At 64.7% G+C, this 14,124-nt stretch carries 10 protein-coding genes; 9 read left to right on the top strand and 1 reads right to left on the bottom strand.

The window, feature by feature from the left end:
- Positions 1–48: 48 nt before the first annotated feature.
- On the bottom strand, positions 49–366 hold the full coding sequence (locus JQ592_RS14265; RefSeq protein WP_211403470.1) for a hypothetical protein: 318 nt from the start codon (positions 364–366) through the stop codon (positions 49–51).
- A 371-nt stretch (positions 367–737) separates the two neighbouring features.
- On the opposite strand from JQ592_RS14265, the gene rpsT reads away from it, so the two are divergent.
- The 9 genes from rpsT (at position 738) to JQ592_RS14220 (ending at position 14,115) form a co-directional block, all read left to right on the top strand.
- Positions 738–1,004: a 30S ribosomal protein S20 gene (rpsT, locus tag JQ592_RS14260; RefSeq protein ID WP_080133734.1), complete on the top strand. Its 267-nt coding sequence runs from the start codon at positions 738–740 to the stop codon at positions 1,002–1,004.
- Positions 1,005–2,273: 1,269 nt separating this feature from the next.
- Positions 2,274–3,686, top strand: coding sequence for a chromosomal replication initiator protein DnaA (gene dnaA, locus JQ592_RS14255; RefSeq protein ID WP_211403469.1), 1,413 nt, complete (start codon positions 2,274–2,276; stop codon positions 3,684–3,686).
- Between the two features lie 263 nt (positions 3,687–3,949).
- Positions 3,950–5,068, top strand: coding sequence for a DNA polymerase III subunit beta (gene dnaN, locus JQ592_RS14250; RefSeq protein WP_018644236.1), 1,119 nt, complete (start codon positions 3,950–3,952; stop codon positions 5,066–5,068).
- 203 nt (positions 5,069–5,271) lie between these two features.
- Positions 5,272–6,408, top strand: coding sequence for a DNA replication/repair protein RecF (gene recF, locus JQ592_RS14245; protein ID WP_211403468.1), 1,137 nt, complete (start codon positions 5,272–5,274; stop codon positions 6,406–6,408).
- A 177-nt stretch (positions 6,409–6,585) separates the two neighbouring features.
- Positions 6,586–7,329 carry a hypothetical protein gene (locus tag JQ592_RS14240; RefSeq protein WP_211403467.1) on the top strand — a complete coding sequence of 248 codons (744 nt, stop codon included), beginning with the start codon at positions 6,586–6,588 and terminating at the stop codon, positions 7,327–7,329.
- 105 nt (positions 7,330–7,434) lie between these two features.
- Positions 7,435–9,591 carry a hypothetical protein gene (locus JQ592_RS14235; RefSeq protein ID WP_211403466.1) on the top strand — a complete coding sequence of 719 codons (2,157 nt, stop codon included), beginning with the start codon at positions 7,435–7,437 and terminating at the stop codon, positions 9,589–9,591.
- Between the two features lie 141 nt (positions 9,592–9,732).
- Positions 9,733–10,416 (top strand): hypothetical protein, encoded by a 684-nt coding sequence (locus tag JQ592_RS14230; protein ID WP_211403465.1) that lies wholly within the window; start codon positions 9,733–9,735, stop codon positions 10,414–10,416.
- Between the two features lie 285 nt (positions 10,417–10,701).
- The gene (gene gyrB, locus JQ592_RS14225) at positions 10,702–13,137 is read left to right on the top strand and encodes a DNA topoisomerase (ATP-hydrolyzing) subunit B (protein WP_211403464.1); all 2,436 of its coding nucleotides are present in this window, start codon (positions 10,702–10,704) and stop codon (positions 13,135–13,137) included.
- A gap of 240 nt (positions 13,138–13,377) precedes the next feature.
- Positions 13,378–14,115, top strand: coding sequence for a phospholipid scramblase-related protein (locus tag JQ592_RS14220; protein ID WP_211403463.1), 738 nt, complete (start codon positions 13,378–13,380; stop codon positions 14,113–14,115).
- The last annotated feature ends 9 nt before the right edge of the window (positions 14,116–14,124 follow it).

Here is a 14,124-nt window from a genome sequence, read left to right as displayed (position 1 = left end):
GTTTACGCACGAAGGGGCAGCCCTGTTACGCCGCGCCCCATGAGGTGCCTAGTCCCGGGTATAGCCGATCAGCGGCTTGCGCGGCCGGAACAAGATCATCAGCAGGATGCCCAGAATGCCGAGGACGGCAAAAACCGGCTGGTCCAGCACGAGGCGGACCACCGAGGTCCAGAGCCAGGGCGCCTTGTCCTCGACCCAGGTCCGGAATGCCGTCTGGCTGGCCTGGTTGATGTCGTTCCAGAATTGGCCGAACCGGGTGAACCGCAGGGTCTGGTCGGCGACCCAGCGGGCGCCGTCATAGACCATGAAGATGAACCCGCCCGCGAGCAGCAACAGCCCAATCAGTCGGAAAAAGCCGCGGATCATGCCTCACCCTATACGGTCGTCCGATCGGACGAGCCCTGGAAACGCCGATGAAATGCCGCCAGCCAATAGCCGGGGAACGGCAGAAATTCAACCTCTTCAGGGCGTTACGGCCCCTGTCTGGCCCGCCTGAGGCCTGTTTTCCAGCCCGGAAAGCGTTGACGGTGCCGCAGACCCTCTCTATAAGGGCGCCAACTGGCGGCGGGCGCAATCCTGCCGCCGCTGTTCTTTGAGCAGTTGCAGGCTCTTTAGGCCTCATGTTCCGGGAACGGCCAGCAACCGAACACCCTAAATCCGAGCGTCGATTCCGCGGTCAAGCAAGCCGGCGCTACCCGACCAAGACGCGACCGGTACCCGCAAAGGATATTGAGACCATGGCCAATACCACTTCCGCCAAGAAAGCGACGCGCAAGATCGCCCGCCGCACCGCCGTCAACAAGTCACGCCGCACCCAGATGCGCGGTGCCGTGCGCACTGTCGAGGAAGCCATCGCGACCGGCGACCGTGCCGCCGCCGTGAAGGCGCTGGCGACTGCCGAGCCCGCCCTGATGCGCGCCGCTCAGCGCAACATCATTCACAAGAACAACGCCAGCCGCAAAGTCTCGCGCCTCACCGCGCAGATCGCCAAGCTCGCCAAGTAAACTTGCAAGCAAGCTCGCAAGCAAACTTGCGACATCATCTGATCGGTTGATCCGATCAGCACGACAAGAGCCCGGCATCGCGCCGGGCTTTTTTGTTGCCTGTCATATTCACACAAGCAGTCACGCGCCTCGCAATCTCCACGTGGAAGATTTGCGTCGTCCGCATTATGATGCGTTCCGCAAGCTCTACCTGCGGATGTTTGTGCAACAGCAGAAACTTTCACTGCGTTGCAAAAAACCCCTGCGGCGCGGGGCTAAGATGAATTCGCGCGCGGAAAAGTTCTGCACACCGTAGATTCACCGGAACGCTGCCACAGGTGGAGTTACCCTCTGAAACGAGACTCAAAAAACGATGTCTCGCTAATCACTTATCGACATAGCTGCGACAAGCATTTGGAAAATTCGCCCGCACGTCGCGCGCGTGACGCTTTTGTAAAAATTTTTTGGCGTTGGCGGAGAATTGTCACATGACACGCCGCATTTTCGAATCTGTGCACGAATCCAAAAACTTGCTTCACAGCCTGTGCACAAGTCGCGCGCGGCGTTAACCGAGGTCAAGTTTTTTGATGCCTCAAGTGTGAATCAATTTCGTTGCGAGTCTTTCCGCTTAGTGTATTCCTTAAGTCGTTCGCGGCGCCCACGATCTTGAGACCAGCGCGGTATCGGAAACGGGGCGAGCGTGCAAATCGGCGGCGGTGTGCACGTTGGCGACGCTTCAACAAGCGATTGTCGGTTCAAAACCCATAGCAATGTGGGAACGGTAGGTCTTTGTCTGAATGTCTCCAAGCGGGATCTCAAGCATCTCGCTCGCGCCAAGCGTAGATGAGAGACATCTTGGAGCTACCACGACAGTCGCGATGGCGAAGCCGAACGGACGACTAGTGCAGACGGGCAGGGCATCCGCGACAGGAGTACGGCGCGGTTGTCTTTTACGCAGGACCTTGCCGTGAGCGATCACGGCAGGACGGGGAGGGTATCATGTCCTACGGATTCAACGCGGTATTGACTCAAGTTCCATCGTTCGACGATGCCGTTTCCGATCCGTCCTGCGTTCAGCCTCCAACGTGCACGGGCGCGTCGAGTACGCGCTGACCTCGCGACCCCTCCATCAAAGACATCGCTGATCTGACCTGCGGCGCTTCGTGCCGAACGGTGGAGCCTTGCCTGACGATGGACTCGCTCGAGGTCGCGCCATTTGCGGGGATTTCGGCAGGAACCCTGCATGGCGCTCACAAATTCAATCTGAGCTCTCAAGAGAAGTTTTTGACGATGAACACATCGGAACAGGATCGCTGGTCACGCGTGAAGGGTCGGCTGCGCTCGAGCGTTGGCGAAGATGTTTATACGAGCTGGTTTGCACGCATGGATCTCGAAGGCGTGCAGGAGGAGAGCGTGCGGCTCTCGGTGCCGACCCGCTTCCTGAAGAGCTGGATCCAGGCCCATTATGCCGAGCGCGTGCTGTCGTGCTGGCAGGCCGAGATGCCGGAAGTACATCGCATCGACCTCACAGTCCGTTCCGCCGTGCGCCCGGTGGCGCCGCCGAAGGAGGCGCCCGCGCCGGTCGAGGCGCGCCGCGCCCCCGCGCCGGAGCTGCGCTCGACCGCGACCGCGCCGGTTTCGGCCAATCATGATGCGCTCGGCGGCTCGCCGCTCGATCCGCGCCTGACCTTTGCGAGCTTCGTCGTCGGCCGCTCCAACACGCTGGCCCATGCGGCTGCGCGCCAGGTCGCCGAGGGACGCCGCGGCGACCCCGTGATGTTCAACCCGCTCTACATCCATGCCGGCGTCGGCCTCGGCAAGACGCATCTCTTGCAAGCCGTGACCTGGGCCGGCAATTCCGGCAACGAGCGCAAGGTGCTGTATCTCACGGCCGAGAAATTCATGTACGGCTTCGTCGCTGCGCTGAAGACGCAGACGGCGCTGGCCTTCAAGGAAGCGCTGCGCGGCATCGACGTGCTGGTGATCGACGACTTGCAATTCCTGCAGGGCAAGTCGACCCAGGCCGAGTTCTGTCACACGCTGAACGCGCTGATCGATGCCGGCCGCCAGGTCGTGATCGCGGCCGACCGTCCGCCGTCCGACCTCGAGAGTCTCGATGACCGCGTCCGCTCGCGGCTTGCCGGCGGCCTCGTGGTCGAGATGGGCTCGCTCGGCGAGGAGCTGCGGCACGGCATTCTCAAGTCGCGCGTCGCCGCCGCCCGCGCCCATCATGCGACCTTCGATGTGCCGGAGGAGGTGCTGCATTATCTCGCGCGCACCATCACCCATAACGGCCGCGACCTCGAAGGCGCGATCAACCGGCTGCTGGCCCACTCCAAGCTCAACAACCAGCCGGTGACGCTGGAGATGGCCGAGCGCGAGGTGCGCGACCTGGTCCGGCCGCAGGAGCCGAAGCGGATCAAGATCGAGGACATCCAGCGCGTGGTGGCACGGCAGTATAATGTCAGCCGCTCCGACCTGCTCTCCTCGCGCCGCACCGCCAACGTGGTCCGCCCGCGCCAGGTGGCGATGTACCTCGCCAAGACGCTAACCCTGCGCTCGCTGCCCGAGATCGGCCGCCGCTTCGGCGGACGCGATCACACCACGGTGCTGCACGCCGTGCGCAAGATCGAGGCACTGGTCTCCAAGGACACCGCGCTGTCGGAGGAAGTGGAGTCGCTGAAGCGCCAGCTTCAGGAATAAAGGCCTAGGCGCCCTCCTGCCATTCTGCCGCCGCTCCGGCCTCGCCTGGGCGGCGGCCTTCGTCTTGGGCTGTTAATCGTGGGGGAACTGCCCCCGATCCCTTGAATCCGGGGGCCATCCGAGCCACCTTGCGCGACCCTGACGGCTTTGGTCATATCGGCTGGATGACCCCGGCCTGCCGGGGGTCTTCGGTGCCGCGGCGCTTTTCGGCTGCCCGGCTTTTCCAACGCTGAGTTTTCCTTGGGGATCGGGCGAGTAGTGCAATGAAGGTTACGGTCGAACGCGCGCAACTCCTGAAGTCACTGGGCCATGTCCACCGCGTGGTCGAGCGCCGCAACACGATCCCGATCCTCGGCAACGTGCTGGTCCGCGCCGAGAACGCCAAATTGTCGCTGAAGGCAACCGACCTCGACCTCGAGGTGACGGAAACGCTGGCGGCGGAAACCGCTACCGCCGGTTCCACCACCGTGCCGGCGCACATGTTCTACGACATCGTGCGCAAGCTGCCCGACGGCTCGCAGATCGTGCTGGAAGCCGACGGCGACCGCGCCGTGCTGGCGATCCGCGCCGGCCGTTCGCGCTTCACGCTGCAGACGCTGCCGGAAAATGATTTCCCGGATCTGGCCGCCGGCGACATGTCGCACTCGTTCTCGCTCGCCGCCAAGGACGTCAAGCGGCTGATCGACCGCACCCAGTTCGCGATCTCGACCGAGGAGACGCGCTACTATCTCAACGGCATCTATCTGCATGCCGCCGGCACCGCGAAGGCCGCCACCTTGCGCGGCGTTGCCACCGACGGCCACCGTCTCGCCCAGCTCGACCTGGTGCAGCCCAAGGGCGCCGAGGGCATGCCGGGCGTGATCGTGCCGCGCAAGACGGTCGGCGAGGTGCAGCGCCTGATCGAGGACACCGACGCCGAGATGACGATCGAGCTGTCGCAGGCCAAGATCCGCTTCACCATCGGCAACGTCGTGCTGACCTCGAAGCTGATCGACGGCACCTTCCCCGATTATGGCCGCGTCATTCCGCAAGGCAACGACAAGGAGCTCGTCGTCGACAAGAAGGATTTTGAGAACGCGGTCGATCGCGTCTCCACCATCTCCAGCGAACGCGGCCGCGCCGTAAAACTGTCGCTGTCGGCGGGCAAGCTGGTGCTGTCGGTGACCAACCCGGATTCCGGCAGCGCGACCGAAGAGCTCGAGGTCGAATACGCCTCCGACGCCCTCGATATCGGCTTCAACTCCCGCTACCTCCTCGACATCGCCGCCCAGATCGAAGGCGACGTCGCAACGCTCAGGCTCGCCGACCCCGGCTCGCCCACCCTGGTGCAAGACCGCGACGACAAGAGCGCACTGTACGTGCTGATGCCGATGCGGGTGTGAGGGAGGTGCTCCCTCGGCCATCCATCGGACGTGTAGGGTGGGCAAAGTTTGCGCCGTAGCTCGTAGAGCGAAGGCGAAAGCGTGCCCACCATACAGCGGCACGGATCAAAGCAAGACGTGGGCACGGCGCGCGCAGAGCGCGCCTTTGCCCACCCTACGGCATGCCCCCGCAAAGGGAGAGCGCGCGCCCATGACGAGCTAAAATGACCCCCTCCCGCATTCATCGCCTGACGCTGACGCATTTTCGCAATTACCGGGCGGCGGGGCTCGAGACGGCGGCTGACATGGTGGCGCTGGTCGGGCCGAATGGGGCGGGCAAGACCAATTGCATCGAGGCGATCTCGTTCCTGTCGCCGGGCCGGGGCCTGCGGCGCGCCACGCTGGAAGACATCGCCGACAACCAGGGCGACGGCTCCTGGGCGGTGTCGGCGCAGGTCGAGGGCGCGCTGGGCCTCGCCACGCTCGGCACCGGCATCGATGCGCCGCGCGCAGACAGCGCGGTCAGCCGGCGCTGCCGCATCGACCGCGAGCCCGTGAATTCGGCAGCCAGCTTCGGCGACCACATCCGCATGGTGTGGCTGACGCCGGCCATGGACGGGCTGTTCATGGGCGCGGCCTCCGAGCGGCGGCGCTTCTTCGACCGCCTGGTGCTCGCCATCGACAACGAGCATTCCAGCCGCATCAACGCGCTCGAGCGTTCCCTGCGCTCGCGCAACCGCCTGCTCGAGACGCGCAATTACGACGACCATTGGTGTGACGCGATCGAGCGCGAGACCGCCGAGCTTGCCGTCGCGGTCGCCGCCACGCGCGGCCAGACCGCGGCGCGGCTGACCGGCATGTTGAACGCACGCGCACAGCAATCCGCATTTCCATCCGCGCAGATCGCGCTCGACGGTTGGATGGAGAACGCGCTGCTCCAGGAGACCGCGACCTCGGTCGAGGACCGCTACCGCCAGATCCTGCGCGACAACCGTCCGCGCGATGCCATCGCCGGCCGCACCACCGACGGCCCGCATCTCACCGATCTCCAGGTCGTCTATGCGCCGAAGAGCATGCCCGCGCGCGACGCATCCACGGGCGAGCAGAAGGCGCTGTTGATCGGCCTCGTGCTGGCGCACGCCACGCTGGTCGCCGAGATGACCGGCATCGTGCCGCTGCTGCTGCTCGACGAGGTCGTCGCCCATCTCGATCCGAACCGCCGCGCGGCGCTGTTCGACGAGCTGCGCAAGCTCGGCGCGCAGGTCTGGCTGACCGGCGCGGACCCCGCCGCCTTCGCCGAGATTGGCGCAGGCGGCGAGGTGTTTGACGTCGAGAGCGGACGCGTATCGGCCCGGCGCTAGACTATTTTGTTTACGCATGATCTTTCCGGAAAACCGCTTCGCACTTTTCCGGATCATGCTTTAGCGCATTGAACCCGCCCGGTTCCGTCAGCGACTAGCTCTGCGAGGCCGCGCCGACGGTGTCGCAGCCGTTGCAATCGCGCAATGACATCACGCGCGATATCTCTGGAGAGAAAGATGCGGACGGTAAGGACCGGGGCGCAAGCCCCGGCACGATGGCGGGCGTTTGCGTGCGGCCTCGCCTTGCTCGCAAGCTGCCTGCTCGCGGCAACCGCCGGCGCCTGGGCGCCGCATCTGTCGGCACTGTTCTCGGCCGAGCTCACGCCGGATCCCGAGGCCAAGCTGCCCGCGCCGACCCGTTACAGCTACAGGGGCACCCACACCACCGTGGTGAGCGGCATCGAAGCCCCGCTCCGCACCAGGCTGGAAGCTACCGTACCAGCCGCGCTCGGCGACGTGCTCGCCTTCTACCGCGCCGAACTCGGCAAGCTCGGCTGGCAGGAGCAGCACGATGACGCCGTGATCGCCGCCGATCACGTCCAGCTCGCCTTCGCCTCCCCGCTGGGACCGGCGCTGCTGGAGCTCCGCCGCAAGGACAATAGTACCGCGGTCGAGCTCGTGCAGAAAAATTCGGACACGGCGACCAGGGCGAACGTCATGCCCGAACCCGGCCAGGCCAAGGTGGTGTTCAGCAATATCGGCGAGACGGAAGCCGCGCTCACGATCGACGAGCGGACCATCACGCGCGCCCGCGGCACCAACGCCGTCGCGCTGGATCTGCCGCCCGGCAAATACCCCTACGAAGTGAACGTGCCGGGCCATCCGGCCCATACCAACACCCTCGTCATCGCAGCCGGCGATACCTGGGAGCTCACGGTGGGGCGCGACGGCGACGCGTGGTCACCGCTTCATCTGTATTGAACCTGCCCGGTTCCTGCCGCGACTTCTGGTCTGAGGCCGCGCCGACGGTGTCGCAGCCTGCAATTGCGCGAGGGATAGACCCGCGCGAAATCCAGGAGTTTGGCGATGTCGATGATCAAGCGCGGGACGCAGGTCCCGGCACGCTGGCGGCTGCTGGCATGTGGCCTGTTCCTGATGGCGAGCTGCTCGGTCGCGGCCGCCGCCGATGCTGGTATCGTCGACGTTCACACTCTGCCGCGGCTCGAGGGCGCTGTCGAAGACACTTCGCGGCCGGACACTTATCGCGTGATCTACACCGTGCCAACCCCTGTTGCAGCTACGACGGTCGCGACCAGAAAACTGCTGAGCGCCGACGGATGGGTGCCCTATGTGCTGCCGCTGGAGGAAAAGAGCACCACGCTGAAATTCAAGAAGGGACGGCAGGGTCTTTCTGTTCGTTTCACGCAGGCGCTCGGGCGTCCCGACCAGTCCGCCGTCTACTACACACCGGACCGGATCTATTCGAACGTGCCTTTTCCGGACGGCGCGACCGATCTCGTATTCGACGAGACCCGCCCCTATCTCGGCTGCGTCGCGCCCGGGGCGCTCGATGCGACCTCGGACTTCTTCACGAAAGAGATGGCGGCGATCGGCTGGCGCAAGCTGACGCCGGAAACAGCTGCACGCTGGCCGAACGCCGATCTCGGCGAGGCGGTCCCGAACGGCGTGCGCGCCTTCTACGATCATCCCGAAGGCGACACGACGCAGTTCTACAAGCAGAAGCCGGTGATGCTGACGCTGACGCGCCGCGACGACGGCAGGACCGATGTCGAGATCCGGGTGGCGCCGTTCGCACTGCCTGACGAGCTTCAGGCCGACGATGACGTTGCCGGCCTGCCGCGCCCCAAGCCGACCAAATCGGCGAAGAGCCTGGGAAGCGCAAGCTCGAACCGCCGCGAGATGACGGTGGCGGTCCTGGCCGAGCCGGCGCCCGTGCTCGTGTTCTATCATCGCGAGCTCGCCGCGCGCGGCTGGCAGGAGGACGGCAAGGCTGCCGCCGCTCCGGGCGATGACGTCGCGATCAGGATCTCCTCGGCCGAGGAAACGGGCCTGCTGCGGATCGGCCGCAAATACGACCTGACCATGGTGACGATGACGACGCAGGTGAAGGACTCCGCGCTCGCCGCCCGCGCCAAGGCGAAGAAGGAAGCCGACGAGAAATTCTTCAGCGATGCCGCCGCAGCCGCACAGCAGGTGATCGCGGCCGACGAAGCGCGGCGCAAGGTGCAGGCGGCCGCGCTGTCCGATGCGCCGCTCAATGCACTCGCCGACAGCAAGACGCCGGTGCCGCTGCCCGAGAACGCCGAAGGCGTGAAGTTCGAGGGCGGCGACGGCCGGCTGGAATTCTCCTCGGCGTCGAGCGTGAAGGCGCTCACCGCGTTCTACCGTGCGGCGTTGAAGCCTGCAGGCTGGAAGGAGCAGCCTTCCGTCATCAACCAGCCAAGCATGGCGGTGATGGAGTTCTCGAAAGGCGGCAAGTCGATCTCGATGACCGTGATGCAGATGGGTCCGAAGGTGAATGTGCGCGCCGACGGCTCCGGCCTCATGGTGGCCGCCGCCAAGCCCGCAGCCGCCCCGGAGGTGCAAGCCAAGTCCTCCGAGCCGCTCAAGCCCGATCCCGAATCCCAGCTTCCCGTGCCGACGCAGCGGTCGTCGACCTCGCTCGCCACCACCAAGCTGCCGGGCACGGAGACGCCGTTCCGCCGCGAGTTGGAAGCGAGCATCCCGGCCCCGCTCGGCGACGTGCTGGCGTTCTACCGCACCGAGCTTGGAAAGCTCGGCTGGCAGGAAAAGACCGACGGCGCGACCGTGTCCGCGGAGCGCGCGCAGATCGACTTCACCTCGCCGCAGGGACCAGCGGTGCTCAAGCTCGGCCGCGCCAAAGGCGAGACCACCGTCAATCTGGCGCAGAAGAATCCGGATGCCGCGACCAAGGCGGACATCATGCCCAAGCCGGGCCAGGCAAGGCTGATGATCGGCAATATGGGCGACAAGGAAGCATCGCTCACGATCAACAAGCAGACGATCAAGATCGCGGCCGGCGCCGGCGGCCCGCAATCGCCGAAAGGTCCGATGCTCGATCTGGCGCCCGGCAAGTATCAGTATGCGCTGCGCGTACCGGGGCGTCCTGCCCGGACCGAGACCCTCACGGTCGCCGCCGGCGACGCCTGGGGTCTCATGGTGGGCCCAAGCGGCGACGTGCTGCCGCTGCAGATGTATTGATCCCGCCGCCTGTGCCTGTAACGGCCAGGGTGAACCTGTCGGGTTCGCGGGGCGACTAGTCGTCGAGAGGCGGCGGCGACCCGTGTCGCAGCCGCTGCATCGCGCGAAGATCACGACGCGCGACATCCCTGGAGAGTGGGCATGACGACGGCAAGGCGCGGGACGAGGGTCCCGGCACGGTGGCGGCTGCTCGTGTGCGGCCTCTTCCTTCTCGCAAGCTGCTCGCAGGAACCGCTGACGGCAGATCCCGACGTCGAGATGCCGGCACCGAAGCAAAGCAGCTTCAGCCAATTCCGCACCACGCGGGCGCATGGCGCCGAGGCCCCGCTCCGGCTTGAGATCGAAGCGCGCGTGCCCGCGGAGCTCAGCGAGGTGCTCGCCTTCTACCGCAGAGAGCTCGGAAAGCGCGGCTGGCAGGAGACGCCGGATGACGCGGTGATCGCCGCCGATCGCGTGCAACTCGCCTTCGCCTCCCCAAAGGGCCCGGCCACCCTGAAGCTTGGCCGCGCCAAGGACGAGACCACGGTCAGCCTGGCACAGCGGAATCCGGAGGCCGCGGCCAAGGCCAATATCCTGCCGATATCAGGACAAGCGCGGCTGATCTTCGGCTATCTAAGGCCAGACGTGGCTTCGCTTGTGATCAACGATCAAACCATTGAGATCGCTGGCGGCGAAAATCATCCACAAATGCTGGATCTGCCGCCCGGCACGTATTCCTACCAGCTGCGCGCGTGGGGCCTTCTGCTGCGCGCCGATACCGTCACCCTGGCCGCAGGCGAGGCCTGGAGCCTCAGCGACGATGAGAAGCCGTCCCAGATCTACTGAACCCGTGGCCTGCTCCCGGAGGCGCCAGGGCGTCTCGGAACAGGCCCCTGCGCCCCCCGCAAAATCCACGCCTTTGAGGGCCAAAAACAGGGTCTCGAATCGGGCTTTTCGCGAGCCTCGGAATCGGCCTTCGAACGCCTTGAAAACCGGCCCAAAAACTCTATCTGCTCAAAGGGTTGCCGGAAGATACTTTGCGCTAGGCGCAAGCGGTCTTTCATGGCACAAATAGCCTGCAAATCAGCGCCTTTTGCGCCGCTGATTCGGGCGACATTTCGAAGGCCTCTCATGACAGAACCTGCTCGGCAGCCCGCTGCCGAAAACGAGCCCTCCAATCCGAGCGAATACGGTGCGGAATCGATCCGCGTGCTCAAGGGTCTCGATGCCGTCCGCAAGCGCCCCGGCATGTATATCGGCGACACCGACGACGGCTCGGGCCTGCACCACATGGTGTACGAGGTCGTCGACAACGCGATCGACGAAGCGCTCGCGGGCCACGCCTCGCGCGTCGACGTGATCCTCAATGCCGACAATTCCGTCACCGTGCGCGACGACGGCCGCGGCATTCCCGTCGACATCCACAAGGGCGAAGGCATCTCGGCGGCCGAGGTCATCATGACCCAGCTCCATGCCGGCGGAAAATTCGACCAGAACTCCTACAAGGTTTCCGGCGGCCTGCACGGCGTCGGCGTCTCCGTCGTCAACGCGCTGTCGAGCAAGCTCGGCTTGCGCATCTGGCGCGACGGCAAGGAGCACTACATCGAATTCGCCCATGGCGATGCCGTCGCACCGCTGAAGGTGGTCGGCGATGCGCCGGGCAGGCGCGGCACCGAGGTGACGTTCCTCGCCTCGACCGAGACGTTCAAGAACATCGAGTATGATTTCGCGACGCTCGAGCACCGCCTGCGCGAGCTCGCCTTCCTCAATTCCGGCGTCAACATCGCCCTCTCCGACATGCGCCACGCGGTCGAGAAGCGCGAGGAGATGCACTATTCCGGCGGCGTCGAGGAATTCGTCAAATATCTCGACCGCAACAAGAAGGCGCTGGTGCCGACGCCGATCATGGTGCGCTCGGAAGCCAACGGCATCGGCGTCGAAGCCGCTTTGTGGTGGAACGACAGCTACCACGAGAACGTGCTGTGCTTCACCAACAACATCCCGCAGCGTGACGGCGGCACCCACCTCGCCGGTTTCCGCGGCGCGCTGACGCGCCAGGTCAACGGCTATGCCGAGGCCAACGCAAAGAAGGAAAAGATCGCGCTGACCGGCGACGACTGCCGCGAAGGCCTGACGGCCGTGCTGTCGGTGAAGGTGCCCGATCCAAAATTCTCGTCGCAGACCAAGGACAAGCTGGTGTCCTCGGAAGTGCGCCCCGTGGTCGAGAACGTGCTCAACGAGGCGCTCCAGGCCTGGTTCGAGGAGCACCCGTCTGAGGCCAAGATGATCGTCGGCAAGGTGATCCAGGCCGCAGCCGCCCGCGAGGCTGCGCGAAAGGCGCGCGAGCTGACGCGCAAGAGCCCGCTCTCGGTCTCCTCGCTGCCCGGCAAGCTCGCCGACTGCCAGGAGAAAGATCCGGCCAAGTCCGAGCTCTTCATCGTCGAGGGCGACTCGGCAGGCGGCAGCGCCAAGCAGGGTCGCAACCGCGAATTCCAGGCGGTGCTGCCGCTGCGCGGCAAGATCCTCAACGTGGAGCGCGTCCGCCCCGACAAGATGCTGTCGTCGGAGCAGATCGGCACGCTGATCACCGCACTCGGCACCGGCATCAGCGACGACTTCTCGGTCGAGAAGCTGCGCTATCACAAGATCATCGTGATGACGGACGCCGACGTCGATGGCGCCCACATCCGCACGCTGCTGCTCACCTTCTTCTACCGGCAGATGCGCGACATCATCGATGGCGGCTATCTCTATATCGCCCAGCCGCCGCTCTATAAGGTCTCACGCGGCAAGTCCGAGCAGTATCTGAAGGACGAGCGGGCGCTCGAGGACTATCTGATCGACGCCGGTCTCGATGATTGCGTGTACATCCCCGGTACCGGCGGCGACCGTTCCGGCCGCGACCTGCGCGCGCTGGTCGACGATGCCCGCGTGGTCCGCAGCATCCTGCGCAATCTGCACAGCCGCTACAACCGCAAGGTCGTCGAGCAGGCCGCCATCACCGGCGTGCTCAACAAGTCGATCTACGGCAATCCCGAGAATGCGGCCGCGGCCGCGCAATACATCGCGAGCCGGCTGGACAACCAGGCCGAGGAGGTCGAGCGCGGCTGGGTCGGGCAATTCGTCGAGGGCCAGGGTTTCGTGTTCGAGCGCACCGTGCGCGGCGTCAAGGAATCGGCTGTCATCGACGACGCGCTGCTCGGCTCCGCCGAGGCCCGCAAGCTCGACGAATACACGACCAAGCTCCAGGACGTCTATGCGCGCTCCGGCAAGCTGCGGCGGAAGGACAGCGAGCACGTGGTCCACGGCCCGTCCGACCTGTTCGAGGCGGTCACCGATTCGGGGCGCAAGGGCATCACGCTGCAGCGCTACAAAGGTCTCGGCGAGATGAACCCGGAGCAGCTGTGGGAGACCACGCTCGACACCGAGGTGCGCTCGCTGCTGCAGGTGAAGGTCAAGGAGGTTGACGAGGCCGACGACATCTTCACCAAGCTGATGGGCGACGTGGTCGAGCCCCGCCGCGATTTCATTCAGGAACATTCGCTGAGCGCGACGATCGATATCTGAGGCCGGTGGCTTGATCGGTGCCAACCACGGACGCAGATCACCTCTCCCGTAGGGAGAGGTCGGATCGCATCGTCAGATGCGATCCGGGTGAGGGGTTTTGGTCTCACCGAATGCTGCGGCCCCTCACCCGGATTGCTGCGCAATCCGACCTCTCCCCTGCGGGGAGAGGTGACCGAATTCCCTGAACCTCACCACCCGCCATCACGACGAAGTAGCGTAGGCCCACCTGCCGCGTTGCCGATGCGTATTTCACTCAGCACGCTGGCCGAGAGCGCCGGAGCCAAGGTGAGAGCCGGCGCGATGGACCTGAAGGCAGATCATGGAAGAGGTCCGAGCGACATGTTGCCGATTTTAGCTGAGCAACGCCAAATGTACGTGCAGCAGGTCTTCGAAATGGCCGAACTCTTCGGCTTCGAAACCCGCAACAAGTATCGCATTCGCGATGAAAATGGCCGCGATCTGCTCTATGCGGCCGAACAGCAAAAGGGAATTCTCGGCTTCCTCGGGCGCCAGGCATTTGGGCATTGGCGCTCCTTCGAGGTTCATTTTTTCGACGGCGCCCGACAGCCGGTCATGCGCGGCATTCATCCCTTCCGCTGGTTCTTTCAGTGCCTGGAGCTGCGTTCGCGCGACGGCCGTCTCATAGGAACCATCGAGCGTCAGTTTTCGATTTTCACCAAGATCTTCCATGTGCAGGATGCGCAGGGAAAAGTGGTGCTCGAAGTCACTTCGCCATTCTGGAAAGTATGGACCTTTCCGTTCATGCGCGGAGGGCGGGAGCACGCGCGCGTTGCGAAGAAATGGTCCGGAATCGGCGATGAACTGTTCACCGACCGCGATAATTTTCTGGTGGAGTATCTGGAACGCGGCCTGACAGAAGACGAGCGCGCGCTGGTTCTTGCCGCTGCGATCTACATCGATCTCATGTATTTCGAGGTCAAAGGCGAGGGCGGCGCCATCAATTTGTTCCGCAATTGAGGCGCCTCG

It is taken from the genome of Bradyrhizobium iriomotense (genome assembly GCF_018129405.1).
Classification (GTDB): domain Bacteria; phylum Pseudomonadota; class Alphaproteobacteria; order Rhizobiales; family Xanthobacteraceae; genus Bradyrhizobium; species Bradyrhizobium iriomotense_B.
The sequence above is the reverse complement of the archived record's forward strand: the minus strand, read 5'-3'. Positions and strand labels throughout refer to the sequence as shown.